The sequence below is a fragment of the Streptomyces sp. NPDC005784 genome (assembly GCF_042871525.1).
In the GTDB taxonomy this organism is placed as follows: domain Bacteria; phylum Actinomycetota; class Actinomycetes; order Streptomycetales; family Streptomycetaceae; genus Streptomyces.
In genome coordinates, this window is record NZ_JBIAIQ010000012.1 from 144588 (window position 1) to 168716 (window position 24129).

General features: G+C 70.2%; 20 protein-coding genes. 7 read left to right on the plus strand and 13 right to left on the minus strand.

Translation table 11 applies throughout. From position 1 onward, the window contains the following. Positions 1-48 precede the first annotated feature (48 nt). The 10 genes from ACFYR3_RS21075 to ACFYR3_RS21120 all read right to left on the minus strand — a co-directional run bounded on the left by ACFYR3_RS21075 (position 49) and on the right by ACFYR3_RS21120 (position 10578). Positions 49-882, minus strand: a complete 834-nt coding sequence (locus ACFYR3_RS21075) for an enoyl-CoA hydratase/isomerase family protein (RefSeq protein ID WP_356780744.1) — start codon at positions 880-882, stop codon at positions 49-51. 80 nt (positions 883-962) lie between these two features. Beyond that, the gene (locus ACFYR3_RS21080; protein ID WP_355840549.1) at positions 963-1244 is read right to left on the minus strand and encodes a hypothetical protein; all 282 of its coding nucleotides are present in this window, start codon (positions 1242-1244) and stop codon (positions 963-965) included. A 141-nt stretch (positions 1245-1385) separates the two neighbouring features. Continuing rightward, positions 1386-2687, minus strand: coding sequence for an alpha/beta fold hydrolase (locus ACFYR3_RS21085; RefSeq protein ID WP_389284309.1), 1302 nt, complete (start codon positions 2685-2687; stop codon positions 1386-1388). A 135-nt stretch (positions 2688-2822) separates the two neighbouring features. Continuing rightward, positions 2823-3848, minus strand: a complete 1026-nt coding sequence (locus ACFYR3_RS21090) for a LacI family DNA-binding transcriptional regulator (RefSeq protein ID WP_355840551.1) — start codon at positions 3846-3848, stop codon at positions 2823-2825. A 76-nt stretch (positions 3849-3924) separates the two neighbouring features. Then, positions 3925-5349: a BNR repeat-containing protein gene (locus ACFYR3_RS21095; RefSeq protein ID WP_389284311.1), complete on the minus strand. Its 1425-nt coding sequence runs from the start codon at positions 5347-5349 to the stop codon at positions 3925-3927. Between the two features lie 97 nt (positions 5350-5446). Further along, a complete protein-coding gene (locus tag ACFYR3_RS21100) occupies positions 5447-5767 on the minus strand; it encodes an L-rhamnose mutarotase (protein WP_355840553.1) in 321 nt (106 codons plus the stop codon). Between the two features lie 89 nt (positions 5768-5856). Continuing rightward, positions 5857-6942 (minus strand): rhamnose ABC transporter substrate-binding protein, encoded by a 1086-nt coding sequence (gene rhaS / locus ACFYR3_RS21105; protein WP_389284313.1) that lies wholly within the window; start codon positions 6940-6942, stop codon positions 5857-5859. 40 nt (positions 6943-6982) lie between these two features. Then, positions 6983-7972 (minus strand): ABC transporter permease, encoded by a 990-nt coding sequence (locus ACFYR3_RS21110; protein WP_355840555.1) that lies wholly within the window; start codon positions 7970-7972, stop codon positions 6983-6985. After that, entirely contained in the window at positions 7965-9005 is a 1041-nt protein-coding gene (locus tag ACFYR3_RS21115; RefSeq protein WP_355840556.1) for an ABC transporter permease, read from the minus strand. Before ACFYR3_RS21115 ends, ACFYR3_RS21110 begins: the two co-directional genes overlap by 8 nt. Positions 9006-9060: 55 nt before the next feature. Next, a complete protein-coding gene (locus ACFYR3_RS21120; protein WP_355840557.1) occupies positions 9061-10578 on the minus strand; it encodes a sugar ABC transporter ATP-binding protein in 1518 nt (505 codons plus the stop codon). 412 nt (positions 10579-10990) lie between these two features. Between ACFYR3_RS21120 and rhaI the strand changes: the two genes are divergently transcribed. The 7 genes from rhaI to ACFYR3_RS21155 all read left to right on the plus strand — a co-directional run bounded on the left by rhaI (position 10991) and on the right by ACFYR3_RS21155 (position 20398). Continuing rightward, on the plus strand, positions 10991-12151 hold the full coding sequence (rhaI, locus tag ACFYR3_RS21125) for an L-rhamnose isomerase (RefSeq protein ID WP_355840558.1): 1161 nt from the start codon (positions 10991-10993) through the stop codon (positions 12149-12151). A 300-nt stretch (positions 12152-12451) separates the two neighbouring features. Then, positions 12452-14491 carry a bifunctional aldolase/short-chain dehydrogenase gene (locus ACFYR3_RS21130; protein ID WP_389284316.1) on the plus strand — a complete coding sequence of 680 codons (2040 nt, stop codon included), beginning with the start codon at positions 12452-12454 and terminating at the stop codon, positions 14489-14491. A 5-nt stretch (positions 14492-14496) separates the two neighbouring features. Continuing rightward, positions 14497-15984: a rhamnulokinase family protein gene (locus ACFYR3_RS21135; RefSeq protein ID WP_389284318.1), complete on the plus strand. Its 1488-nt coding sequence runs from the start codon at positions 14497-14499 to the stop codon at positions 15982-15984. Between the two features lie 176 nt (positions 15985-16160). Then, positions 16161-17024: a (Fe-S)-binding protein gene (locus tag ACFYR3_RS21140; RefSeq protein ID WP_355840561.1), complete on the plus strand. Its 864-nt coding sequence runs from the start codon at positions 16161-16163 to the stop codon at positions 17022-17024. Next, positions 17021-18499 carry a LutB/LldF family L-lactate oxidation iron-sulfur protein gene (locus tag ACFYR3_RS21145; RefSeq protein ID WP_355840562.1) on the plus strand — a complete coding sequence of 493 codons (1479 nt, stop codon included), beginning with the start codon at positions 17021-17023 and terminating at the stop codon, positions 18497-18499. Before ACFYR3_RS21140 ends, ACFYR3_RS21145 begins: the two co-directional genes overlap by 4 nt. After that, a complete protein-coding gene (locus tag ACFYR3_RS21150) occupies positions 18496-19176 on the plus strand; it encodes an LUD domain-containing protein (RefSeq protein ID WP_355840563.1) in 681 nt (226 codons plus the stop codon). The genes ACFYR3_RS21145 and ACFYR3_RS21150 overlap by 4 nt, the downstream gene beginning before the upstream one ends. A 418-nt stretch (positions 19177-19594) precedes the next feature. After that, a complete protein-coding gene (locus tag ACFYR3_RS21155; protein ID WP_355840564.1) occupies positions 19595-20398 on the plus strand; it encodes a hypothetical protein in 804 nt (267 codons plus the stop codon). Positions 20399-20591: 193 nt separating this feature from the next. Here ACFYR3_RS21155 and ACFYR3_RS21160 read toward each other — a convergent pair whose 3' ends face one another. The 3 genes from ACFYR3_RS21160 to ACFYR3_RS21170 all read right to left on the minus strand — a co-directional run bounded on the left by ACFYR3_RS21160 (position 20592) and on the right by ACFYR3_RS21170 (position 23968). Beyond that, positions 20592-21344 carry an SDR family NAD(P)-dependent oxidoreductase gene (locus tag ACFYR3_RS21160; RefSeq protein WP_356780714.1) on the minus strand — a complete coding sequence of 251 codons (753 nt, stop codon included), beginning with the start codon at positions 21342-21344 and terminating at the stop codon, positions 20592-20594. Further along, the gene (locus ACFYR3_RS21165) at positions 21341-22813 is read right to left on the minus strand and encodes an MFS transporter (RefSeq protein WP_355840565.1); all 1473 of its coding nucleotides are present in this window, start codon (positions 22811-22813) and stop codon (positions 21341-21343) included. Before ACFYR3_RS21165 ends, ACFYR3_RS21160 begins: the two co-directional genes overlap by 4 nt. A 72-nt stretch (positions 22814-22885) precedes the next feature. Continuing rightward, entirely contained in the window at positions 22886-23968 is a 1083-nt protein-coding gene (locus tag ACFYR3_RS21170) for a ferritin-like domain-containing protein (RefSeq protein WP_355840566.1), read from the minus strand. Positions 23969-24129: the final 161 nt, after the last annotated feature.

Consider the following 24129-nt stretch of genomic DNA (forward strand, 5'->3'; position numbering starts at 1 on the left):
GTCCCCCTGCCTCGTCCTACGGAAGAGTGACCGATCAAAACACGTCGGTCACTTTCCCTCGAAACGCGGCGCGCGGCGGGCGCCCTTGGCCGCGTATCCCTCCGCCGCGTCGTCGGAGGTCAGGGTGAGCGCGGCCGACAGGGCGGTCCGGTCCAGGGCCGCGGCGAGACCGGCGTCGGCGTACGCGTCGATGTCGTGCTTGACGCCCTGCACGGCGAGCGGTCCGTTCGCCGCGATCTCCGCGGCGACGGCCCGGGCCGTCTTGTCCAATTCACCTTCGTCCGAAATGAGTTGGACGAGATGCAGACGTTCGGCAGTCGTCGCGTCGAGCCGTCTCCCGGTCAGCGCGAGGAACTTCGCCCACCCCGCGCCCGCCTCGCGCGCGATCCGCAGGTCCCCGCCGGCGTCGACGGACAGCCCCAACTGGGCCTCGGGCAGGGCGAACACGGCGCCGCGGGAGGCGATCCTGATGTCCGCCATCAGCGCCAGTTCGAACCCGAAGCCGAGACAGTAGCCCTGGACGGCCGCGACGACCGGCTGCGGCAGCCGGGCGAAGGCCGCGAAGCGCTCGTGCGCCCAGCGGATGCCCTCGTAGTACGCGCGGGCACGCTCGGCACCCGAGCGGCCGGTGATCGCGCCGCCCGGGGCGCTCACATCGATCCCCGCGCAGAAGGCGCGTCCCTCGGCCCGCAGCAGCACCACCCGGATCGACGCGTCGAAGCGGATCCGGTCGGCGAACAGGCCGAGCTGACGGGTGGACTCCCAGCTCCACGCGTTGAGCTTCGCCGGGCGGCACAGGGTGAGGACGCCGATCCCGCCCTCGACGTCGAGGCGCAGCCGCTCCTCGCCGGCCGGGATGTCCGTACGCGTGGTGTCGATCATCCGTACCCCCTCAGGATTCTGACAGACCGTCAGAATCCTAGGAGGCGCCGCTTACCGGATGAAGGGTTCGGGGAAAGCCGTTACACGACGAGGGAGTTGTGGATCTCGACCACCGTCGTGTCGAACGGAGGCAGGCCGAGGTCCTGCGCGGCGGGCGCGATGACCTCCGCCTCGAACCGCCGGTAGGCGTCCTCCGACTCCCATACGTCGACGACCTGGAAGCCGCCCGACGCGAGGGGCGCGCTGTAGTGGGCGACGAGCCCGGCGGGCGGTTTCGCGCGGTCCGGGATCACCCGCTCGAAAATGGTGTCGTAGAGCTTCTGGTTCCACGCCGCACTCTGGTTCTGCACCAGAACACTCATGCCGGTCCCTCGATCCGCAGACGACTTCATGTCGTCTGCGACGCTATGTCCGCGTCCGGTCGTCGGCGACCGGTGCCGGACACGGCTGCGCCGTCCGGCGGAACCCGTTGACGGGGCCGGACGGCGCGGGGTGCGGACCTGTCAGACCTCGTCGCGGGTGAGCGCCAGCAGCCGGTCCAGGACACGCGGACCCCCGGCCCGTACCCCGTCGTGCTCGAACTCGTCGGTCACCCAGGTGCGCAGGCCCCGGACGGCACGCGCGGTGCACAGGGAGTGCTCCGCGTCGACGTACATGTCGTCGTGGTAGACCGCCGCCGCGACCGGTACCTCGTTCGCGGCGAGGCGGGCCGGGTCGTACAGCGGCGCCCAGTCGGTGCGGGCGGCCAGTTCCTCGGCGGTCTCCCGCAGCGGGCGCAGCGCCGGGTCGGTCTCGAACAACCAGGGGTGCACGGACTCGCCGGTGAACAGCAGCGGTCCGTCGTCCGCGAGGGTCTTGGCCGCGTCGAACTGCGGGAACTCGGCGCGCACGCGCTCGGCGGACCAGGCCGTGGGGCGGTCGCCCTGGGCGTAGCAGGCCTCGTGGACCAGCGCGTACAGCGGGTGCCCCGCATACGAGAGCAGCCCCTGGACCTCCTCCTGGAAGGCGTCGGAGAGCGCCGGGCCCTGCGGGGTGCGGACGAAGGCGTCCTCCAGCAGGTAGTGCAGCCGGTGGCTGCCCTCGCTGCCGCCCAGCAGGATGCCCAGCGACTGGAAGGCCTCGACGGTCAGGCGGTAGCCGCCGCTCAGGACCGGTTCGTGCTGGAGCAGGTACTCCGCGATCCGGCGGGCGCGCTCGACGTCCTGCGGGTAGCGCGCGTAGTGCGCGGCGACCTTGCGCTCGATGCGCGGGTAGGCGGCGCGGTAGACGTCGTCCGCGTGGCCGTCGAGGGAGGGCAGGCCGCCGGTGACGACGGCGGCGCTCAGTCCCTCGGGAGCGCTGGACAGATAGCGCACGGTGCAGAAGCCGCCGAAGCTCTGGCCGAGGACCGTCCAGGGCGCTCCGCCGGTGAGTCCGGGCCGGATGGCCTCGCAGTCCCGGACGATCGAGTCGGCGCGGAAGAGCGCGAGGTAGTCGGCCTGCTCGCGGGGGCCGCCGCGCAGCGGGAGCGTCTGCCGGTTGGCGGGCGTCGAGAGTCCGGTGCCGCGCTGGTCCAGCAGCAGGACGCGGAAGTCCTTCAGCGCCCGGTCGAGCCAGGCCTGACGGCCGACGAAACGATTCGCCCCGAAGCCGGGGCCACCCTGGAGGTACACCATCCAGGGCAGGGTCTGGTGCGCCTTGTCGCTCGCGACGACCTCGCGGGCGAACAGTTCGATGGTCTCGCCCGCCGGGTGGTCGTGGTCGAGGGGCACGGTGAAGCGGTGGTCGGTGAGGACGACACCGGGCTGGCGGTAGCTGACGGTCAACAGGGCTCCCGAGACGTTACGGATTCCAGGCTGCGTCCCAGTTGAGCACATCATCCCCGGGCTCCGCGGCCCGGGGATCAAGAAAATGAACTGAACAGTGACTCAGCAGGCCGTGGCCGGGAACTGAACCGCTGGTCAGCGCGCCGCCAGGCTGGAGTGGCGCACGACCAGCTCCGGCTGGAGCACGACCCGCCGGTGTTCGTGGGGCGTCGGCGCGGTCTCGGCGTCGATCTCCTCAAGGAGCAGCTCCGCCGCGAGGGCGCCCATGGTCACGGCGGGCTGGCGCACGGAGGTGAGCGGTACGGCCGCGGCGGCCGCGAACTCGATGTCGTCGTAGCCGACGATCGCGAGGTCGTCGGGCACGCCGACGCCGGCCGCGTACATGGCCTGCAGGACGCCGAGGGCGAGCAGGTCGTTGGCGCAGAAGACGGCGGTGGGCCGCTCGGCGAGGCCCAGGAGCCGGGCACCGGCGTCGCGCCCGGCGGCCACGTCGAGGCGCTCGGTCGGCAGCTCGCGCAGATTCGCCGGGCCGAGGCCCGCCTCGGCCAAAGCGTTCAGCGCGCCCGTTCGGCGGTCCCTGACCTGGCTGAGGCCGGGCGGACCGCTGACGTACGCGATCGAGCGGTGTCCCGCGTCCACGAGATGCCGGACGGCGAGCGCGCCGCCCGCCACGTCGTCGACCGAGACCGAGCACTCGGTGGTGCCCTCGGCGACCCGGTCGACCAGCACGAAGGGGATGCCGTTGCGGCGGAACGCCTCGATGTTGCGCCCGCTCGCGTCGGTGGGCGTCAGCAGCACCCCGCGCACCCGCTGCTCGGCGAAGAGCGACAGATAGTCGGCCTCCTCGCTCGGGGACTGCGCGCTGTTGCAGACCATCACCCCGAGTCCGGTGTCCCGTGCCGCGCGCTCGGCGCCGCGCGCCACGTCCACGAAGAACGGGTTGCCCATGTCGAGGACGAGAAGCCCCATGATCCGGCTGCGCCCGGCCCGCAGTTGGCGGGCCGACTCGCTGCGTACATAGCCGAGCCGGTCGATGGCGGACAGGACGCGTGCCCTCGTCTCGGAGGCCACCGAGTCGGGGCGGTTGATCACGTTCGAGACCGTTCCGACGGAGACTCCGGCGGCACGGGCGACGTCCTTGATACCCACCGACTGGGCCATCAGGCGGGAACCTCCAGGAGAACGAGAAGCGGCAGGCAGGCCCTCACATTACCCGCGAGCGGGTCGAATTCAGTGGTCATGAGGGCAGCCGGAAATCGACGACGTGCAGCGCCGAGGGCGTGGTCCCGCTGGACTTCTCCTGATACATCACGGACAGCGTTCCGTCCTGCGGGACGCGCGTCTCGTCGATCACGACCTCGCCGAAGGCGTTCAGACCGCTGCCGTCGAACAGGAGCTTCCAGTCGGTGTGTCCGGAGGACTTCGAGGCGCCGGCGATCCGCCCGAACGGCATGATCGCGTAGGCGTTGTCGTACCGGTCGAGGACCAGCTTGGTGCGCTGGCTGGAGTTCAGGGCGACCGGGATCTCGGTCTTGGTCCAGCCGCCCGAGGAGTTCTTCCGCAGGTGGAAGGCCCGGCCGTTGGCCGTGCGGTCGGTGACGTAGTCGGTGGTGCACTGGCCGAAGCGTCCGGGCACATAGCTGATGATCGCGTGCGGCAGGCCCGCCGAGTCGGTGGTCTGGCTCTCCTGGTTCATCAGGGAGTGGTCGGGGTCGAGGGAGTCGACGACGAGCCCGGCGTCGGTGACGGCGACCGTGCCCGAGGTTCCGGTGGTACCGACGACGGTGCCCGCGTCGTTGCGCCAACTACGGCCCCGGTCGGCGGAGTAGACGTAACCGGTGTCGTGATTGGTGATGCCGCCGGCGTTGCACATCACGGCGGCGTTCTGCTCGCGCCAGGTGAAGAAGGAGTGCAACCGGCCGTTCACGTCGTAGTCGATCCCGTGCAGATACATGTTCCGGGCCGTGCTCGACCCGTGCGCGCTGGTGTAGGTCCCCGTGGAGGCGGACCACTCGCCGAGCGCGGTCCAGGACGAACCGGCGTACTCGGCGAGGGCGTTGCGCCCGTTCCCGGAGACGCCGACGCGGTAGCTCAGCTGGAGGCCGCCGTCCGGGGTCGCGACGAACTGCGGATAGGTGAACTGCGTGGTGAGCGCGAGTCCGTCCAGGGAGGTCTGGACGGCCCCGAGGACAGCGGAGGTCCAGGCCGTCGACGCGGCGTTGTCGAGCAGCCCGGCCACCGACTTGACGTAGAAGAAGCCGTCGCTGTGCGAGTCCATGTTCAGGTGCAGCCGGCCGTCGGTCCGGGAGACGCCCATGGAGATGACGTTGTGGGAGTCGTCGCTCTTGAGCTTGTGGCCGAGCGTGATCTTGGACCAGGTGGTGCCGCCGAGCGCCCGGCGGGCCACGACCGCGCTGCGGTCGGCGGTGTACCAGGCCGCGTACTGGTAGCCACGGTAGGTCAACAGGCCGTTCTTCTGGAACGAGTTGTTGTTGACCAGGCCGTCGTAGGAGACGAAGTAGATGGCTTGGGAGTCGAGTTGGGTGGTGCCGGTCAGGGTGACGGAGGGGCCGGGGTCGGCCGCTCGCGCCGTCCCGGCGGTCATGGCTGGGCCCGCCACGGCGCCCAGCAGGGCCGTCGTCAGCACGGTGCGTCGTCTCATGTACGGGCTCCTCGATCGGGCTGCGGGCGGGTGGGTCGGACGGGCTGTTCAGCCAAGTCGGGCGGGCTGTTCAGGCGAGGTGGAACACTTCGGCCGTTCAGGCGAGGTGGAACACTTCGGTGAGAGGTCTCATGGCCTCGTCGGGTCTGGCGCCGTCCAGCGAGGTGAAGAACGGCGCCATCTCCGTCTGCCAGCGGGCATTGACGTCGGTGGCTTCCATGGCGGCCCGCGCGGCCTCGAAGTCCTCGGTCTCCAGGTAACCGACCAGCAGGCCGTCCTCGCGCAGGAAGAGCGAGTAATTATGCCAGCCGGTGGCCGAGAGCGCGTCGAGCATCTCGGGCCACACGGCGGCGTGCCGCTCGCGGTACTCGTCGAGGCGGTCCGCACGGACCTTCAGCAGAAAGCACACACGTTGCATCAATGACCCTCCGGGGCCCGGGAGTCGGTCCGGCGAGACCGTCAGGACGCCAGAATGTGAGGACGTCAGCAGGTCGGACCGTCGGACCGTCAGAAGTTGAACTGGTCGATGTTCTTGGCGTCGAAGACGGTCGGCTTGCCGAGGCTGATCACGCCGTCCTTGCCGATGGTGAAGGAGCCCATGTCGCCGGCCTTGAAGGTCTCGCCCTCCTTGCCGGTGATCTGCCCCGAGGACAGCGCCACGGCCGTACGGGCGGCCAGCTCGCCGAGCTTCGCCGGGTCCCACAGCTCGAAGCCCTCGACGGTGCCGTTCTTGACGTACTTGCGCATGTCGTTGGGGGTGCCGAGGCCGGTCAGCTTGACCTTGCCCTTGTACTTGGAGCCGGACAGGTACTGCGCGGCCGCCTTGATGCCGACGGTGGTCGGGGAGATGATCCCGGCGAGCTTCGGGTGCTCCTGGAGCAGGCCCTGCGTCTGCTGGAAGGACTGCTGGGCCTCGTCGTTGCCGTAGGCGACCTTGACCAGCTTGACGTCCTTGTACTTGGGGTCCTTCAGCTCCTCCTTCATGAAGTCGATCCAGGTGTTCTGGTTCGTCGCGGTCTGCCCCGCGGACAGGATCGCGATCTCGCCCTTGTAGTTGATCTGCTTGGCGAGCAGCTGCACCTCGGTGCGGCCCAGGTCCTCGGCGCTCGCCTGCGAGACGAAGGCGTTGCGGCAGTCGGCCTTGGTGTCGGAGTCGTAGGTGACGACCTTGATCTTGTTCGTCATGGCCTGCTTGAGCGCGGTGCACAGGGCGCCCGGGTCCTGCGCGGAGACCGCTATCGCGTCGACCTGCTGCTGGGTGAGCGTGTTGACGTAACTCACCTGGCCGCTGGTGTCGGTGGCGCTGTTGGTACCGACCTCCTTGTACTTCGAGCCCAGTTCCGTCAGCGCCTTCTCGCCGCCCTTGTCGGAGGAGGTGAAGTAGGGGTTGTTGACCGCCTTGGGCAGGAAGCCGACGGTGAGCCCCTTCTTGGTGGCCGCGTTCGGGTCGGCCTTGGCGCCGGCGGCGGCGTTGGAGCCGCCCGTGTCCTTGACGTCGTTCTTGGTGGTGCCGCCACAGGCGGTGACGGCCAGGGCGAGGGAGGTGACTGCGGCGAGCGCCGCGCAGGTGCGGCGGATCGAAGACTTGCGCATGGCTGAGGGTTCCTTTACGAGGGTGAGCGGAGCGGGGTTACTAGATCGGAGTCGAGGCGGCTCTGCGGCCCGCCCTCGCTACGGAGATCTGCCGCGCGACCCGGGGGCCGAGCACGGAGACGACCAGCAGAACGCCGGTGACGACGATCTGCGACTGCGCGGAGACATTGAGGAGGCTCATCACGTTCTGCAGCGAGCCGAGCAGGAACACTCCCGCTATCGCGCCGCCGAGCGTGCCCTTGCCACCGTCGAAGTCGATGCCGCCGAGCAGGACGGCGGCCACGACGGAGAGTTCGAGCCCGGTGGCGTTGTCGTAGCGGGCGCTGGCGTAGTGCAGGGCCCAGAACACACCGGTCAGGGAGGCCATGAAGCCGGTCGCGACGAACAGGAGCAGCTTCTGCCGCTTGACCCGGATGCCGGCGAACCGGGCAGCTTCCTCGTTGGCGCCGATCGCGAAGGCGGAGCGCCCGAAGGGGGTGGCGTGCAGGACGACCACGGCGACGGCGAGCAGCACCAGGAAGAGCGGGAGGGCCTGCGGGACGAACGTGTCCCCGAAGCGTCCGGCCGCGAAGTCCTGGTACTGGGTGGGGAAGTCGGTGACCGCGTCGGAGCCGAGCACGATCTGCGCGATGCCCCGGTAGGCGGCGAGCGTGCCGATGGTGACGGCGAGGGACGGCAGCCCGAGCCGGGTCACCAGCAGGCCGTTGACGAGCCCGCACACCACGCCGAGCACCAGGCAGAGCGGGATGATCGTCTCGATCGACATGCCCTGGTTCCACAGGGCGCCCATCACCGAGCCGGAGAGCCCGGCCGTGGAGGCGACGGAGAGGTCGATCTCGCCGGCCACCACCAGCAGGGTCATGGGCAGGGCGATCAGCGCGATCGGCAGGGTGTTGCCGATCAGGAACGACAGGTTGAGGGCGTTGCCGAAGCCGTCCACGAAGGAGAAGGAGAAGAGCAGCAGGACGATGAGGAGGGCGCCGACGACCGTGTCCCAGCGGACGGCGCGCGCGAGAGCGGAGTCAGCCATGGCGGGCGTTCCTCTTCTTCAGGGCGGCGGCCACGCGCAGCGCGACGATCCGGTCGACCGCGATGGCGAGGATGAGCAGGATGCCGTTGATGGCGAGCACCCAGACGGAGCTGACTCCGAGGGCGGGCAGGACGCTGTTGATGGAGGTGAGCAGCAGGGCGCCGAGCGCGGCCCCGTAGACGCTGCCGGAGCCGCCGGTGAAGACGACGCCGCCGACCACGACAGCGCTGACGACGGTGAGTTCGTAACCGGTGCCGGTGCCTGAGTCGACGTTGCCGAACCGGGCGAGGTAGAGGGCTCCGGCGAGACCGGCGAGACCGCCGCAGACGATGTAGGCGGTCAGGATGCGGTTGCGGACCGGGATGCCGGCCAGCCGCGCGGCCTCCGGGTTGGAGCCGAGCGCGTACAGCTCGCGGCCGCTGCCGAAGTGCTTGAGGTAGTACGCGGCGACCACCAGGACGGCCAGGGCGATCAGCGCGAGATACGGGACCGCCGAGATGCCGCCGGAGCCGAAGTCGACGAATCCGCCGGGCAGATCGGCCGCCGTGATCTGACGGGAGCCGACCCAGATGGAGTCGATGCCGCGGACGATGTAGAGGGTGCCCAGGGTGACGACGAGCGCGGGTACCTGGCCGAGGCTGACGAGCGTGCCGTTGACCAGTCCGCAGCCGATGCCGAGCAGCACCGCGAGGACGACCGCGACGACGGGATTGCCGCCGCCCTGCAGATAGGTGCCCGCCGCGAAGGCGCTGACGCCGAGCGTCGAGCCGACGGACAGGTCGACGTTGCGGGTGATGACGACGAGGGACTGGCCGGTGGCGACCAGCACGAGGATGGTCGCGTTCAGCAGCAGGTCCTTGATGCCCTGCTCGGACAGGAACTCGCTGTTGCCCATCTGGGTGATGGCGATCATCACCAGGAAGACCGCCAGGATGGCGAGTTCGCGCATCTTGAAGACACGGTCCACCAGCCGGGTGCCGCTGGACCTGGGCACCTCGGTGGCGGGGGCGGGGGTGGGCGCGGTCACCGTCATGCGGCGGCCCTCCGGGGGATGATCGGGGTCATTCGGGCAGCCCTCTCGATGGCTGTCATGCGGCGGCCCTCCCGGTGGCGGCGGCCATCACGGATTCCTCGGTGGCTTCGGAACGTGGGATCTCGGCGGTGAGCCGGCCCTCGTGCATGACGAGGACGCGGTCGGCCATGCCGAGGATCTCGGGCAGATCGGAGGAGATCATCAGGACGGCCACCCCGTCGGCGGCCAACTCGCTGAGCAGCCGGTGCACTTCGGCTTTGGTGCCGACGTCGATGCCCCGGGTGGGCTCGTCGACGATCAGCACCTTGGGGCCGGTGGCCAGCCACTTGGCGAGCACGACCTTCTGCTGGTTGCCGCCGGAGAGCGTGGAGACGGTGTCGGCGATCCGGGCGTACTTCACCTGGAGCTTGACCGCCCAGTCGAGGGAGCGGCTGCGCTCGGCCCCGCGGTCCATCAGGCCCGCCCTGACCGTCGTACGCAGCCCGGTCAGGCCGATGTTGCGCTCGATGGACATCTCCATCACCAGGCCCTGGGCGCGCCGGTCCTCGGGGACGAGGGCGAGCCCGGCGGCCATGGCGGTGGAGGGGGCGCCGTTCGTCAGTGCGTGGCCGTCGACCTCCACCTCTCCGGCGTCCCAGCGGTCGACGCCGAACACGGACCGCGCGACCTCCGTGCGGCCGGCGCCGACGAGCCCGGCGAGTCCGACGATCTCGCCGCGCCGGACGTCGAAAGAGACATCGGTGAAGACGCCCTCCCGGGTCAGTCGGCGCACGCTCAGGGCGACTTCGCCCGCCTCGACGTCCTGCTTGGGGTAGAGCTCGTCGAGGTCGCGGCCGACCATCCGGCGTACCAGGTCGTCCTCCGTCATGCCCTCCAGCGGCTCGCTGGATATCAGCGCCCCGTCGCGCAACGTCGTGACGCGCCCGCAGATCTGGAAGATCTCCTCCAGCCGGTGCGAGATGAACAGCACCGCCGAGCCCTGCTCGCGCAGGGTGCGGACCACGCCGAACAGGCGGGCCACCTCGCTGCCGGTGAGGGCCGCGGTCGGCTCGTCCATGATCAGGACGCGGGCGTCGAAGGAGAGCGCCTTGGCGATCTCGACGATCTGCTGGTCGGCGATGGACAGACCGCGCGCCGGGCGCTCGGGGTCGAGTTCGACACCGAGGCGCTTCATCAGGGCGGCGGTCGCCGCGTGGGTCGCCTTGTGGTCGATGCGGCCGAGCGCCCGCCGGGGCTGGCGGCCCATGAAGATGTTCTCGGCGATCGAGAGGTCGGGGAAGAGCGTGGGCTCCTGGTAGATCACCGCGATGCCCGCGTCGCGGGCGTCGGCGGGGCCGTGGAAGACGGTGGGTTCGCCGTCCAGCAACACCTGGCCGGCGTCCGGTCGGTGCACGCCGGCGAGCGTCTTGATGAGGGTCGACTTGCCCGCGCCGTTCTCTCCGGCGAGCGCGTGCACCTCGCCGGGGAACAGTTCCAGGGACACGTCCCGCAGGGCGCGTACGGCACCGAAGGACTTCGAAAGGTCCTTCAGCGCCAGCACCGGGGTCGGTCCCGTGTCGGACGGGTGGGTCATGAGGGGCTCCTCGACGACGCCGGCGGGACGGCCCCCACAGCGTCGTGAAAGGTTTCAATTGGATTGCCGGGACGTTAGACAGGTCACCCAGGTCGCGTCAATGGGTTCGTGTCGAAATTCTTCGACGGCCATGTGTCACAACAGGGTCACGGCGAGCGGTCCACGCCGGAGGGGTTGACAGCCCTTCGGAGGGCTCATAGCTTCACCTCCTGAATCGTTTCAGACGCTGTGTTCAGGAAGCCCTGCGAGCAGGACCGTGGGAAGCCCTACGGGGAGTCCTACGGGAAGCCCCTCGGGAAGCCCGTCGGCGCTTGCCGCGGGAGGTGCCCGGCGCGGCCGTCGCCAAGCGGTTCAGGAAGCCGTCGAAGTAGTTCAAGAAGCCGTTCCCATTCGAAGTCGTAGGAGTCCCGAAGTGACCGAGTTCGCCGCGGTGAAGGCCGCGCTCAAGACCCAGGCCGTCGAGACGCCGTCGTGGGCGTACGGGAACTCGGGAACCCGATTCAAGGTGTTCGCGCAACCGGGCGTGCCCCGGACCCCGCAGGAGAAGCTGGACGACGCGGCCAAGGTGCACGAGTTCACCGGCGCGGCCCCGACCGTCGCGCTGCACATCCCCTGGGACAAGGTCGACGACTACGCGGCGCTGGCGAAGCACGCCGAGGAGCGCGGCCTGAAACTGGGCGCGATCAACTCCAACACCTTCCAGGACGACGACTACCGGCTCGGCTCCGTCTGCCACCCGGACGCGGCGGTGCGCCGCAAGGCCGTCGGCCATCTGCTCGAATGCGTCGACATCATGGACGCGACGGGTTCGAAGGACCTGAAGCTGTGGTTCGCCGACGGGACGAACTATCCCGGCCAGGACGACCTGCGCGAGCGCCAGGACCGGCTGTCCGAGGCCCTGGCGCAGGTCTACGCGCGGCTCGGCGACCACCAGCGGATGCTGCTGGAGTACAAGTTCTTCGAGCCCGCCTTCTACGCGACGGACGTCCCCGACTGGGGCACGGCCTACGCGCACTGCCTCAAGCTCGGACCCAAGGCGCAGGTCGTGGTCGACACCGGGCACCACGCCCCCGGCACCAACATCGAGTTCATCGTCGCCACGCTGCTGCGCGAGAACAAGCTCGGCGCGTTCGACTTCAACTCCCGCTTCTACGCCGACGACGACCTGATGGTGGGCGCGGCCGACCCGTTCCAGCTGTTCCGGATCATGTACGAGGTGATCCGCGGCGGCGGCTTCACCCCGGACGTCGCCTTCATGCTCGACCAGTGCCACAACATCGAGGCGAAGATCCCGGCGATCATCCGCTCGGTGATGAACGTGCAGGAGGCCACGGCCAAGGCCCTCCTCGTCGACCGCTCCGCGCTCGCCGAGGCCCAGCGGAGCGGGGATGTCCTCGCCGCGAACGCCGTGGTGATGGACGCGTACAACACGGACGTACGTCCGCTGCTCGCCGAGGTCCGTGCCGAGCTGGGGCTCGACCCCGACCCGGTCGCCGCGTACCACCGGTCCGGGTGGGCGGAGCGGATCGCCGCAGAGCGGGTCGGGGGCACCCAGGCCGGGTGGGGGGCCTAGGCCCTGTACCCGGCGCGCCTTCTCTTCCCCAAGGGGCGTGAGCGGAGCCGGCTCCGGCCCTGGTGCCGCTGCTCCGCCACGAGGCGCGGGCCCTGCCGGGCAGAAGCCCAGCCCTCCGTGTCGTGTCTGCCCCACGAGGCGGGCCGGGGTCCAACCCCGTACCGCGTCTGCCCCGCGAGGTGGCCACCGGGCTGCGGGCCGTCGTGGGCCGGTCGCGCCGTTCCCCGCGCCCCTGACGGGGCGTTTCTCGTCGGGTTCGTTCCCCAGTGCACGTACTCACTCTCCCTAAGGACCATGACCATGGCACCCCATCCCGAAGCCGCCGCTCTGCTGGCCCGGTCGCGCCGGCTCGGCGCCGATCCCCGCAACACCAACTACGCGGGCGGCAACACCTCCGCGAAGGGCACCGACACCGACCCCGTGACCGGCGGTGACGTGGAGCTGATGTGGGTGAAGGGGTCCGGCGGCGACCTCGGCACCCTCACCGAGGCCGGACTCGCGGTGCTGCGTCTCGACCGGCTCCGGGCGATGACCGAGGTGTACCCGGGCGTCGAGCGCGAGGACGAGATGGTCGCCGCGTTCGACTACTGCCTGCACGGCAAGGGCGGCGCCGCGCCGTCCATCGACACGGCGATGCACGGGCTGGTCGACGCGCCGCACGTCGACCATCTGCACCCCGACTCGGGGATAGCACTCGCCTGCGCGGCCGACGGGGAGAAGCTGACCGCCGAGTGCTTCGGCGACAGTGTGGTGTGGGTGCCGTGGCGCCGGCCCGGATTCCAGCTCGGCCTGGACATCGCGGCGGTCAAGGAGGCCAACCCGGGGGCGATCGGCTGTGTCCTGGGCGGTCACGGCATCACCGCGTGGGGCGCCACCGCCGAGGAGTGCGAGCGCAACTCGCTGCACATCATCCGCACCGCCGAGGCCTTCCTCGCCGACCGCGGGAAGGCGGAGCCCTTCGGGCCCGTCGTCGAGGGGTACGAGGCACTCGCCCCGGAGGACCGCCGCGAGCGGGCCGCCGCGCTCGCGCCGCACATCCGGGCCATCGCCTCCCAGGACCGCCCTCAGGTCGGCCACTTCACCGACTCCGACGAAGTGCTCGACTTCCTCGCCCGCGCCGAACACCGAAGGCTCGCGGCGCTCGGCACCTCGTGCCCGGACCACTTCCTGCGCACCAAGGTCAGGCCGCTCGTCCTCGACCTGCCGCCGGCCGCCTCCCTCGACGAAGCGCTCGCCCGGCTGGAGGAGCTGCACGCCGAGTACCGCGTGGAGTACGCGGCCTACTACGAGCGGCACGCGCTGCCCGACTCCCCCGCGATGCGCGGCGCGGACCCGGCGATCGTGCTGGTCCCCGGAGTCGGCATGTTCTCCTTCGGCAAGGACAAGCAGACGGCACGGGTGGCGGGCGAGTTCTACGTCAACGCGATCAACGTGATGCGGGGCGCCGAGGGCGTCTCGACGTACGCGCCGATCGAGGAGTCGGAGAAGTTCCGCATCGAGTACTGGGCCCTCGAGGAGGCCAAGCTCCAGCGGATGCCGAAGCCCAAGCCCCTCGCCACCCGGGTCGCCCTGGTGACGGGCGCGGGCAGCGGGATCGGCAGGGCCATCGCCGAACGGCTGGTGGCGGAGGGCGCGTGTGTCGTCGTCGCGGACCTGAACGCCGAGGGCGCCGAGCGGGTCGCCGCCGAACTGGGCGGTCCCGACAAGGCCGTCGCCGTGGGCGTGGACGTCACCTCCGAGGAGCAGATCATCGAGGCCTTCAAGGCGGCGGTGCTGGCCTTCGGCGGGGTCGACCTGGTGGTCAACAACGCGGGCATCTCCATCTCCAAGCCGCTGCTGGAGACCACCGCCAAGGACTGGGACCTCCAGCACGACATCATGGCCCGCGGCTCATTCCTCGTCTCGCGCGAGGCGGCCCGGGTGATGATCGCGCAGCGCCTGGGCGGCGACGTCGTCTACATCGCGTCCAAGAACGCCGTCTTCGCAGGCCCCAACAACATCGCCTACTCCGCGACCAAGGCCGACCAGGCACACCAAGTACGGTTGCTGGCCGCCGAGTTGGGCGCGCACGGCATCCGGGTCAACGGCGTCAACCCGGACGGAGTCGTACGCGGCTCGGGCATCTTCGCGGGCGGCTGGGGCGCGCAGCGGGCGGCGACGTACGGCATCGAGGAGGAGAAGCTCGGCGAGTTCTACGCGCAGCGGACCATCCTCAAGCGGGAGGTGCTCCCGGAGCATGTCGCGAACGCCGTGTTCGCCCTGACGGGCGGGGACCTGACGCACACCACGGGGCTGCACGTCCCGGTCGACGCCGGCGTCGCCGCCGCGTTCCTGCGATGACGTCCATGAGCGCCCCGCACACCGTTGCCCCGCACACCCACGCCCGGCCCACCCGCTCGCACACCTACGCGGCGGTCGACCTCGGCGCGTCCAGCGGGCGTGTCATGGTCGGCCGCGTCGGGCGCGACACGCTCGGCCTGACCGAGACGCACCGCTTCCCGAACCGGCCGGTCCGGGTCCCCGAGGGGCTGCGCTGGGACATCCTCGCGCTGTACGCGGGGGTCCTCGACGGACTGCGCGCGGCCGGGCAGGTCGACTCCGTCGGCATCGACAGCTGGGCGGTGGACTACGCCCTGTTGGACGCGGACGGAGCGCTGCTCGGCAACCCGGTGCACTACCGCGACGCCCGCACCGAGGGCGTCGCGGAGAAGGTGTGGGCGAGCGTGCCCGCCGCCGAACTGTACGCGGCGACGGGGCTGCAGTACGCACCCTTCAACACCCTCTACCAGCTGGCGGCCGCTCGCTCCTCCGCCCAACTCGCCTCAGCGAAGCGCCTGTTGCTCATCCCGGATCTGCTGGCGTACTGGCTCACGGGCGAGGCGGGCACCGAGCTCACCAACGCCTCCACCACCCAGTTGATCGACCCGCGGACCCGCGACTGGTCGTACGGTGTCGCGGAGCGACTGGGCATCGATCTCGGGCTGTTCGCACCGCTGCGCCGTCCCGGCGACCCGGCCGGGACACTGTTGCCGCGGGTGCTGGAGGAGACCGGGACGACCGGCCCGGTGCCGGTGACGACGGTCGGTTCGCACGACACCGCCTCGGCGGTGGCCGCCGTCCCCGCGACCGGGGAGCGGTTCGCGTACATCTGCACCGGCACCTGGTCGCTTGCGGGCCTGGAACTGGACGCTCCCGTCCTCACCGAGGCGAGCCGGGCCGCCAACTTCACCAACGAGCTGGGCCTGGACGGCACGGTCCGCTATCTGCGCAACATCATGGGCCTGTGGCTGCTCCAGGAATGCGTACGCGAATGGGGCCACCCCGATCTGGGGGAGCTCCTCACCGCCGCCGCCGGGGTGGCGCCGCTGCGTTCCGTCGTGGACGCGGGCGACGCGGCGTTCCTCGCGCCGGGCCGGATGCCGTCGCGGATCGCGGAGGCCTGCCGGGCCTCGGGACAGCCGGTGCCCGAGTCCCGCGCCGAGATCACCCGTTGCATCCTCGACTCCCTCGCGCTCGCGCACCGCCGGGCGATCGAGCAGGCGCAGTCCCTGGCCGGCCATCCGGTCGACGTCGTGCACATCGTCGGCGGCGGCACCCGCAACGAGCTGCTGTGCCGGCTCACCGCCGACGCCTGCGGTCTGTCGGTCGTGGCGGGCCCGGCGGAGGCGGCCGCGCTCGGCAATGTCCTCGTCCAGGCGCGGGCGCACGGGCTGGTGGGCGACCGCGCCGAGATGCGCGCGCTGGTGGCGCGCACCCAGCCGCTCCGCCGCTACGAGCCGCGGGGCGACCCGGCGGCGTGGCGCGCGGCCGAGGCGAGGCTGGGTACATCGTGAAACCCGCACCGTGGGGCGCACAACATGAAACGCACACAGTGGAGCGCACACCGTGACGTGGCCACTGCGCGGCGCAGCGCGAAATCGCGCCGAGACGGCGGGCGCGCGCTGCCTCCCTCGTCGCGTGCCCGCCCCGTACCCTGCACCCATCCGATGACCGAGACCAAGGAGCCGCGATGCGTGTCGCCCTGTTCCTGACCTGTGTCAACGACACGCTGTATCCGGACACCGGCCGTGCCGTGGTGAAACTGCTGACCAGGCTGGGTGTCGACGTCGATTTCCCGATGGGGCAGACCTGTTGCGGCCAGGCGCACTACAACACCGGGTACCGCCATGAGGCCGAGCCGCTCGCCCGGCATTTCTCCGATGTCTTCGGGGAGTACGAGGCGATCGTGACGCCGTCCGGATCGTGCGGCGCGATGGTGCGCGAGCTGTATCCGCGGATGGGCGAACGGGCCCGCGCGGAGGGGCGCGGCGACACCCTGGCCCGGACACTGGCGCCGGTCGTGCCGAAGACGTACGAGCTCACCGAGTTCCTCGTCGACGTCCTCGGTGTGACGGACGTCGGGGCGTACTACCCGCACACGGTGACCTATCACCCCACCTGTCACGGCCTGCGCAGTCTGGGACTGGGCGACCGGCCGCGCCGACTGCTCCAGGCGGTCGCGGGACTTGAGCTGCGCGAGCTGCCCGGCGCCGACGAGTGCTGCGGCTTCGGCGGCACCTTCGCCGTCAAGAACCCCGATGTCTCGGCGGCGATGGGCGCCGACAAGGTGCGCAACGCCGAGTCGACGGGCGCCGAGGTGCTGTGCGCCGCGGACAACTCCTGTCTGATGCACATCGGCGGCACGATGGGCCGCCTCAGGACGAACATGCGGCCGGTGCACATCGCGGAGATCCTGGCGAGCACGGAGGCGGGTACGGAGGCGGGTACGAAAGCGAGTACGGAAGCGAGTACGGAAGCCGGCACGGAAGCGGACTTTTCAACGGGCACGGAAGCGGGATCGGGAGCGGGCACGGACAAGGAGCCGAACGCATGAGCGGAACGTTCGTCGGTATGCCGGCCTTCCCGAAGGCCGCGCAGGAGGCCGTGAACAACCCCACCCTGCGCGGCAATCTGCGGCACGCCACCCACACCATCCGCGCCAAGCGGGCCAAGGCCGTCGCCGAGGTCTCCGACTGGGCGGAGCTGCGCGAGGCGGGCAAGCGGATCAAGGACCACACGCTCCGTCATCTCGACCGCTATCTCGTGCGGTTGGAGGAGTCGGTGACCGCGGCCGGTGGCGTCGTGCACTGGGCCGCCGATGCCGAGGAGGCCAACCGGATCGTCACGGCCCTGGTCAAGATGACCGGCGAGAGCGAGGTCGTCAAGGTCAAGTCGATGGCCACCCAGGAGATCGGGCTCAACGAGGCCCTGGAGGCCGCGGGCATCCACGCGTACGAGACCGATCTCGCCGAACTCATCGTGCAGTTGGGCAAGGACCGGCCGTCACACATCCTCGTCCCGGCGATCCACCGCAACCGCGGCGAGATCCGTGACATCTTCGTCCGCGAGATGGGCGCGTGGGGCCGCCCGGCGCCCGAGGGACTCACCGACACGCCCGCCGAGCTGGCCGAGGCGGCGCGCCTGCATCTGCGCGAGAAGTTCCTGCGCGCCAAGGTCGGCATCTCGGGCGCCAATTTCATGGTCGCCGAGACCGGCACCCTCGTGGTCGTCGAGTCCGAGGGCAACGGCCGGATGTGCCTGACGCTCCCCGAGACCCTGATCTCGGTGGTCGGCATCGAGAAGATCGTGCCGAGCTGGCGGGACCTGGAAGTGTTCCTCCAGACGCTCCCCCGCTCCTCGACCGCCGAGCGAATGAACCCGTACACCTCGACCTGGACGGGCACCACGGACGGGGACGGCCCCCAGAACTTCCATCTGGTCCTGCTCGACAACGGCCGCACCGACACGCTGGCCGACGAGGTCGGCCGCCAGGCGCTGCGCTGCATCCGCTGCTCGGCGTGTCTCAACGTCTGCCCGGTGTACGAGCGGGCGGGCGGCCACGCCTACGGCTCGGTCTACCCGGGCCCGATCGGCGCGATCCTCAGCCCGCAACTGCGGGGCACGGCCAGCGAGATCGACGCCTCGCTGCCCTTCGCCTCCTCGTTGTGCGGCGCCTGTTACGAGGTCTGCCCGGTCGCCATCGACATCCCGGAGGTCCTCGTCCATCTGCGGGAACGGATCGCGCAGGGCGGCCGGGCGACGCGGGACGGCAACACGGTCGTGCTGAAGCCGGCCAAGGGGCACGCCGCCGAGCGGGCGGCGATGCGCGCCGCGCGATGGGCGTTCAGTCACCCCGGCGCGCTGGGCGCCGGGCAGCGGCTCGCGTCCCGGACCCGCCGGTTCCACCCGCGGACCCTGCCGGGTCCCGGCCGGGCGTGGAGTGCGACCCGTGAACTGCCCACGGTTCCGGCGAAGTCGTTCCGCGAGTGGTGGCAGCGTACGCGGGGCGGAAAGGACACGACGAAGTGAGCAGCAGGGATCTGATCCTCGGCCGGGTGAGGAGGGCCCTCACGGACGTGCCGCAGGACGACACTCCCCCAGTGCCTGAACGGCCGGGGAGGGACCCTCAGTACGAGCAGGCCGTCGACCGGAGCTATCTGCGCGAGCACGGTGCGCGCAGTGTCGCGGAGACGGTGGATCTGCTCGCGGAGAACCTGGCGGACTACCGGGCCGTGGTGCACCGCTGCGCGGTCGGCGACCTGGCGGCGACGATCGCCGGGCTGCTCGCGGACCGGGGCGCGAGGTCGGTCGTCGTACCGGCGGGTCTGGACAAGGCCTGGCTGGCGAAGAGCGAGGTGACGCGCGTCGCGGACCTGGCGGCGGGAACTCCGCACGAACTGGACGCGGTCGACAGTGTGGTCACCGCGTGCGCGGTCGCCGTCGCCGAGACCGGCACGATCGTCCTCGACGGCAGCCCGGACCAGGGCCGTCGCCGGATCACCCTGATCCCGGACCACCACATCTGTGTCGTCCGGGTGCCCGGCCAGGTGGTGGCCTCCGTACCGCAGGTCATGGAACGCCTCGATCCGGCGCGTCCGCTGACCTGGATCTCCGGCCCCTCGGCCACCAGCGACATCGAGCTGGACCGCGTCGAGGGGGTGCATGGTCCGCGCACCCTGGAGGTGGTGCTGGTGAGCGGAGAGTGACGGGCGCGGTTGGCGTGGGATCCGGCGACGGTGCTCGGATACGCGCCGCAGATCCACGTGAAGTCGCGTCGGCCGGCCGTGCCGGCGGCCCGGCACGCACACGATGCGGCGCCCAAGGGTTGCCAGGATCGGTTCCGGGGGACACTCTCGGCACGTCCGGGGACACTCTCGGCGCGTTCGGGGAACACTCTCAGGACCTGCGGGCCGACCCGGGTCGCGCCCGCCGACCCGGCACGGGCGAGCCGCGCGCGACCTCCCTTCGTATCACCGGGATCATGGCGCCGACCAGGCATTCAGCCGGGCCGTTCAGGTTGTGTTCAGGCTCGTCGCGGCCCCCGGCAAGTCCTGCTCCAGAAGCTCCCAAGCGATGGCAAAGACCTCTGTGGCAGGGCCGGTGGGGCGTGTCATTGTGCGGGTCATGAGCACCGAGCACCTCACCCGTCACTCTCGAAGCGCCCCGCCTGTCGCCGTCCTGGCGAGCAAGGTCCCGGAAGTCACGTTGTACTTCTGGGTGATCAAGGTGCTGACCACCGGAATGGGCGAGACTGCCTCCGACTTCCTGGCCCATTGGCTCGGGCCCATCCCCGCCGTCGGGCTCGGCGGGCTGGCGCTCGTGGCCTCGCTGGCGCTCCAGTTCGCCGTACGCCGTTATGTGGCCTGGATCTACTGGACCGCGATCGTCATGGTCAGCGTGTTCGGCACGATGGCCGCGGATGTGCTCCATGTCGGTCTCGGTGTGCCGTACGCGATCTCCACGCCGCTCTTCATGATCGTGCTCGGCGCCGTGTTCGCCGTCTGGTACGCCAGTGAGCGCACGCTCTCCATCCACAGCATCCGCACCCGCCGCCGCGAGGTCTTCTACTGGGCCACCGTGCTCGCGACCTTCGCGCTCGGCACCGCGGCCGGAGACCTCTCCGCCACCATCGGCCTCGGCTACCTGGGCTCGGCCGTCCTGTACGCCGTCGCCATCGCGGTCCCGGCCGTCGCCCACCGTTGGGGTTCCCTGAACGCGGTCGCCGCCTTCTGGACCGCATACGTCATCACGCGCCCGCTCGGCGCGTCGGTCGCCGACTGGATGGCTCTCAGCCACGCGCGCGGCGGTCTCGCACTCGGCCTCGGCCCGGTCACCGCTTCCTGGACGGTCGCCATCGTCGGCTTCGTCGCCTACCTGGCCCTGTCCCGGCGCGACATCCAGAACGACTCGGCCGGGACGGCCGTCTGAATCAGACACACGGGGCTCGTGCCGCGCCCCTCGGTTCGAGGCGAACCGAGGGGCGCGGTGCCGTCCCGCTCCCCCACCGCCACCCGAGCCCGGTCGCACCTCGCGCAGAACCATCGCGAGATGCGACCGGGCTCCGCCGCGTCACCGGGTGCTCGGGGTTCGCGGATCAGGAGAAGGCCATCGGGGTCGCCGCTCACCAGTGCGCGACGCCCTCCTCCGTGATGAAGGCACGGTCGGGCAGTTGATCGGGGGCCGCGGTGGCGAAGCGCACCACGGTCCGCGCACCCTCACGAACCGTTCTCGTACCCGCGAAGTTGTTCATGTCGGTCGCGACGTATCCGGGAGAGACCGCGCAGACGGTGACGCCCGAATCCCTCAACTGGTCGGCGAGGAGCACCGAGGTCATGTTCAGGGCCACCTTGGACGCGCAGTAGGGAATGAGGTCCGCCCGTCCCACCGGACCGCCACCCGCGGCCCGTGCGAAGGTGGCCAGCGCGCTGGTCACGTTCACCACCCGGCCCCCCGCCGTGCGCAGTGCGGGCAGCAAGGCCTGGGTGAGCGCGAACGCTCCCACGAAGTTCGTCTCGAGGGTGCTCCTCAACGTGTCGACGCGTATCCGATCCAGAGGCGGGCGTTCCCCCCGGACCAATCCGCTCACTCCCGCGTTGTTGACGAGGATGTCGAGACCGCCGAAGGACGCGTCGACGAGCTCGGCGACCGAACGGATCGATTTCTCCTCGGTCACATCCAGCCGTGCGAACCGGACGGCACCACCCTCGGCCTCGAGTTCGGCTGCGGCGGCCCTGCCCGACTCCTCGTCCCGGGCGGTGAGCAGCACGCTCGTCCCCAGCGCCGCGAGCTGTCGGCTGATCTCCTTGCCGAGCCCTCTGTTGGCACCGGTCACCAGGGCGGTGCGCCGTGGTTCGTACTGCCCGGGCTCCGTCATCCACGGCTCCGTTCCTCGGAGGCAGCCGACGCCGTCCCGCCCTTGGCGGCGGCGCCGGCCGCCGTCTGCGGCGGCGGGGTGAGACGCAGCCAGAACAGACTGATGACCAGGGCCACGCCAACGGCGACGGTGGAGAAGACGAAGACGCCCGTGTACGGGTCGAGGCTCGCGCCGCCGCCGTCCTCGGTGCGCTGCTGCATGATCACCGCCAGCGCGGCGATGCCGAGCGCGCCGCCGAATTGCCGCGCGGTGGTGTTCATGCCGCTTGCCGCGGCGAACCGGGTGGGCGGGGCGCTCAGCGCCGCCGCGGCCGAGGTCCCCATCGTGACCGCTCCCATGGCGATGCCGGCCAGGCATCCAGCCGGCAGCCAGAAGGTCAGGAACGAGGGGGTGCCGGTGAGCCCGAAGACGAGCCAGAGGCCGCACGCCTCGAAGATCAGCAGCCCGGACAGCGTGACGACTCGGGGTCCTCCCAGTCGCGGAGCGAGCCGGCTCATCGCCAGCGCGGCGACGGAGGCCGCGACCGCGCCCGGTGTCATGGCGAAGCCCGCCTTGAGTTCGGAGTAGTGCCAGGAGCCGGTCAGGTAGAGCACGCTGACCAACAGCCACGGGTATTGCGCCATGCCGTAGAGAAGCGACACCACGTTCGTGACGGCGAAGGGGCGATTGCCCAGCAGAGAGGTCTCGATGGCAGGCACCGGATGTTTCCTGGAGCGCAGCACGGCGCCGACCGCGAGGGCGGCCCCGCCCACCAGACAGGCCAGAGTCCTGCCGTCCCACCAGCCCCAGGTGCCGCCCTCCGTGACTCCCAGGGTCATCACACCGACCGCGAGAGCGACCATGAGGGTGCCCAGCGGGTCCGGAATCCGCCTCTCCTCCGAGCCGACCGCACGGGGCAGCAGCCGTACGGCCGCGAAGATCAGCAGCACGCCGAAGGGAAGGTTGACGTAGAACACCGAGCGCCAGCCGAACAGATCGACCAGCACCCCGCCGACGCTGGGGCCGACCGCCGCGGCGAACGCGGAGGCCGCGCTCCACACACCGATCGACTTCACCCGTTGGTCCGTCGGCCCGTCGAGGAGCAGGATGGCCAGCGACGCCGGGATCATCGCGGCGGCGCCGGCCCCCTGCAGGGCGCGGGTCGCGATCAGGACCGGAAGACTGGGCGCCAGACCGCACAACAGCGAGGCCCCGGTGAAGATCCCGATGCCGAGCAGGAACAGTCGTCTGCGGCCCAGTACGTCCGACAGCCGCCCGGCCGGCACCAGGAGTGCCGCGAAGAACACCGCGTACGCGCTGATGACCCAGGAGAGGTCGGGTAACGAGGCGGTGGCGAAGTCCTTGGAGAGATCCGGCACTGCCAAGTTGGTGACCGTTGAGTCGAGCATCGCGAGAAAGGTTCCCCCGGACGCCGTCAGCGTCACCGCGAGGGAGCCCGGACTCTTGCGCGCCGGTTCGGAAGTCGTCACTGCTCAATGCTCCTGAGGAAGCTGGATGTGGAAGGGCTGGATCCGGCCCGGGGGTATGAGGGAGGTGCGGCGTCAGGCCTCGTCGCCGCCCCTTTTGATCACCTTCTCGACCTGCTCGATTCGGCTGCGGTCGAGATCGCCCGCGATCTTCTCGTCCTGCTCCATCAAGGACTCGACGTCGTGATGCTCGTAGCCGATGATTCCCATCTCGGAGAACGCGTGCCGCATCTTCGGTCCGAAGATTCCGATGTCCTTGAGCGTCGGCACGATCCGGGAGAAGAGATGGCTACGGAAGGCGCGAAAATGCTCGGAGTTGCGCATGAATTCAATGCATTCATCCGAGTCGATGTCGAGATTGCGCCAGACTTCTTCCCCGACGAACCGCTCCTGCATCAGGTAGCACGCCTCGATGCAGAACTCCTCGCGCTCGTCCCGTTCCGCCTGGGTGAGTTCGGGGTAGTAGTCACGCAGCGCGAGCCGACCGAATGCGACATGCCGGGCCTCGTCCTGCATCACATAGGTGTTGAGCGCCTGGGCCAACGGCTCCGTGGCATTGTCCCGGATCAGTCCGAACGCGGCCAGCGCCAAACCCTCGATGAGCACCTGCATACCCAGGTACGTCATGTCCCAACGCGCGTCGGATATGACGTCGTCGAGGATGGACTTGAGGCTGGAATTGATCGGGTAGGCAAGCCCCAATTTCTCTCTGAGGTAGCGCGAGTAGACCTCGACGTGCCTGGCCTCGTCCATCACCTGGGTCGCCGCGTAGAACTTTGAGTCGAGGTCGGGCACCGTGTGCACGATTTTGGAGGAACAGATCAGCGCGCCCTGCTCGCCGTGCAGGAACTGCGAGAACTGCCAGGAGGCGAGGTGATGGCGTATGACGCCCTTTTCCTTCTGGCTGAGCTTGCTCCACACCCGGGACCCGTAGATGGCGATTGTCTGTTCCGGCACACCCATCGGGTTGTCGAGGTCGATGTCGATCGACCAGTCGAGACGCTCGGCCGCGTCCCACTGCTTCTGCTTGCCTTTCTCGTACAGGCTCAGCAGACGGTCGCGGCCTTCGTCGTATTCCCAGTCGAATACCGTCGTCCCACCACCGGGGACCTGCCACCGCGTCTGGTCGACCGGGAGTGCATAGATTCGCGTGCTCACGCGTTCCTCCAAACAGCGACGGCCCCGCACTCGGACACAGCAGGTGCACGGGACAGAGGAAGTACGCGCCAAGTCTGGCCGCTTCGGGGCTCCCTAGGCACTGGGGATAACCCTGGGCAGGGGGCAGGGTCGAACGGCCTCCCCGCGTCCCGGTCAGCCAA

What these genes read in the sequence shown, in the direction of transcription:
- ACFYR3_RS21135 (WP_389284318.1), top strand. Translation starts at nt 14,497, where the DNA reads ATGAGCGCCCCGCACACCGTTGCCCCGCACACCCACGCCCGGCCCACC.
- ACFYR3_RS21090 (WP_355840551.1), bottom strand. Translation starts at nt 3,848, where the DNA reads ATGGCCCAGTCGGTGGGTATCAAGGACGTCGCCCGTGCCGCCGGAGTC.
- ACFYR3_RS21160 (WP_356780714.1), bottom strand. Translation starts at nt 21,344, where the DNA reads ATGACGGAGCCCGGGCAGTACGAACCACGGCGCACCGCCCTGGTGACC.
- ACFYR3_RS21095 (WP_389284311.1), bottom strand. Translation starts at nt 5,349, where the DNA reads ATGAGACGACGCACCGTGCTGACGACGGCCCTGCTGGGCGCCGTGGCG.
- ACFYR3_RS21155 (WP_355840564.1), top strand. Translation starts at nt 19,595, where the DNA reads ATGAGCACCGAGCACCTCACCCGTCACTCTCGAAGCGCCCCGCCTGTC.
- ACFYR3_RS21120 (WP_355840557.1), bottom strand. Translation starts at nt 10,578, where the DNA reads ATGACCCACCCGTCCGACACGGGACCGACCCCGGTGCTGGCGCTGAAG.
- rhaS (WP_389284313.1), bottom strand. Translation starts at nt 6,942, where the DNA reads ATGCGCAAGTCTTCGATCCGCCGCACCTGCGCGGCGCTCGCCGCAGTC.
- ACFYR3_RS21130 (WP_389284316.1), top strand. Translation starts at nt 12,452, where the DNA reads ATGGCACCCCATCCCGAAGCCGCCGCTCTGCTGGCCCGGTCGCGCCGG.
- ACFYR3_RS21075 (WP_356780744.1), bottom strand. Translation starts at nt 882, where the DNA reads ATGATCGACACCACGCGTACGGACATCCCGGCCGGCGAGGAGCGGCTG.
- ACFYR3_RS21115 (WP_355840556.1), bottom strand. Translation starts at nt 9,005, where the DNA reads ATGACGGTGACCGCGCCCACCCCCGCCCCCGCCACCGAGGTGCCCAGG.
- ACFYR3_RS21100 (WP_355840553.1), bottom strand. Translation starts at nt 5,767, where the DNA reads ATGCAACGTGTGTGCTTTCTGCTGAAGGTCCGTGCGGACCGCCTCGAC.
- ACFYR3_RS21145 (WP_355840562.1), top strand. Translation starts at nt 17,021, where the DNA reads ATGAGCGGAACGTTCGTCGGTATGCCGGCCTTCCCGAAGGCCGCGCAG.
- ACFYR3_RS21110 (WP_355840555.1), bottom strand. Translation starts at nt 7,972, where the DNA reads ATGGCTGACTCCGCTCTCGCGCGCGCCGTCCGCTGGGACACGGTCGTC.
- ACFYR3_RS21140 (WP_355840561.1), top strand. Translation starts at nt 16,161, where the DNA reads ATGCGTGTCGCCCTGTTCCTGACCTGTGTCAACGACACGCTGTATCCG.
- ACFYR3_RS21080 (WP_355840549.1), bottom strand. Translation starts at nt 1,244, where the DNA reads ATGAGTGTTCTGGTGCAGAACCAGAGTGCGGCGTGGAACCAGAAGCTC.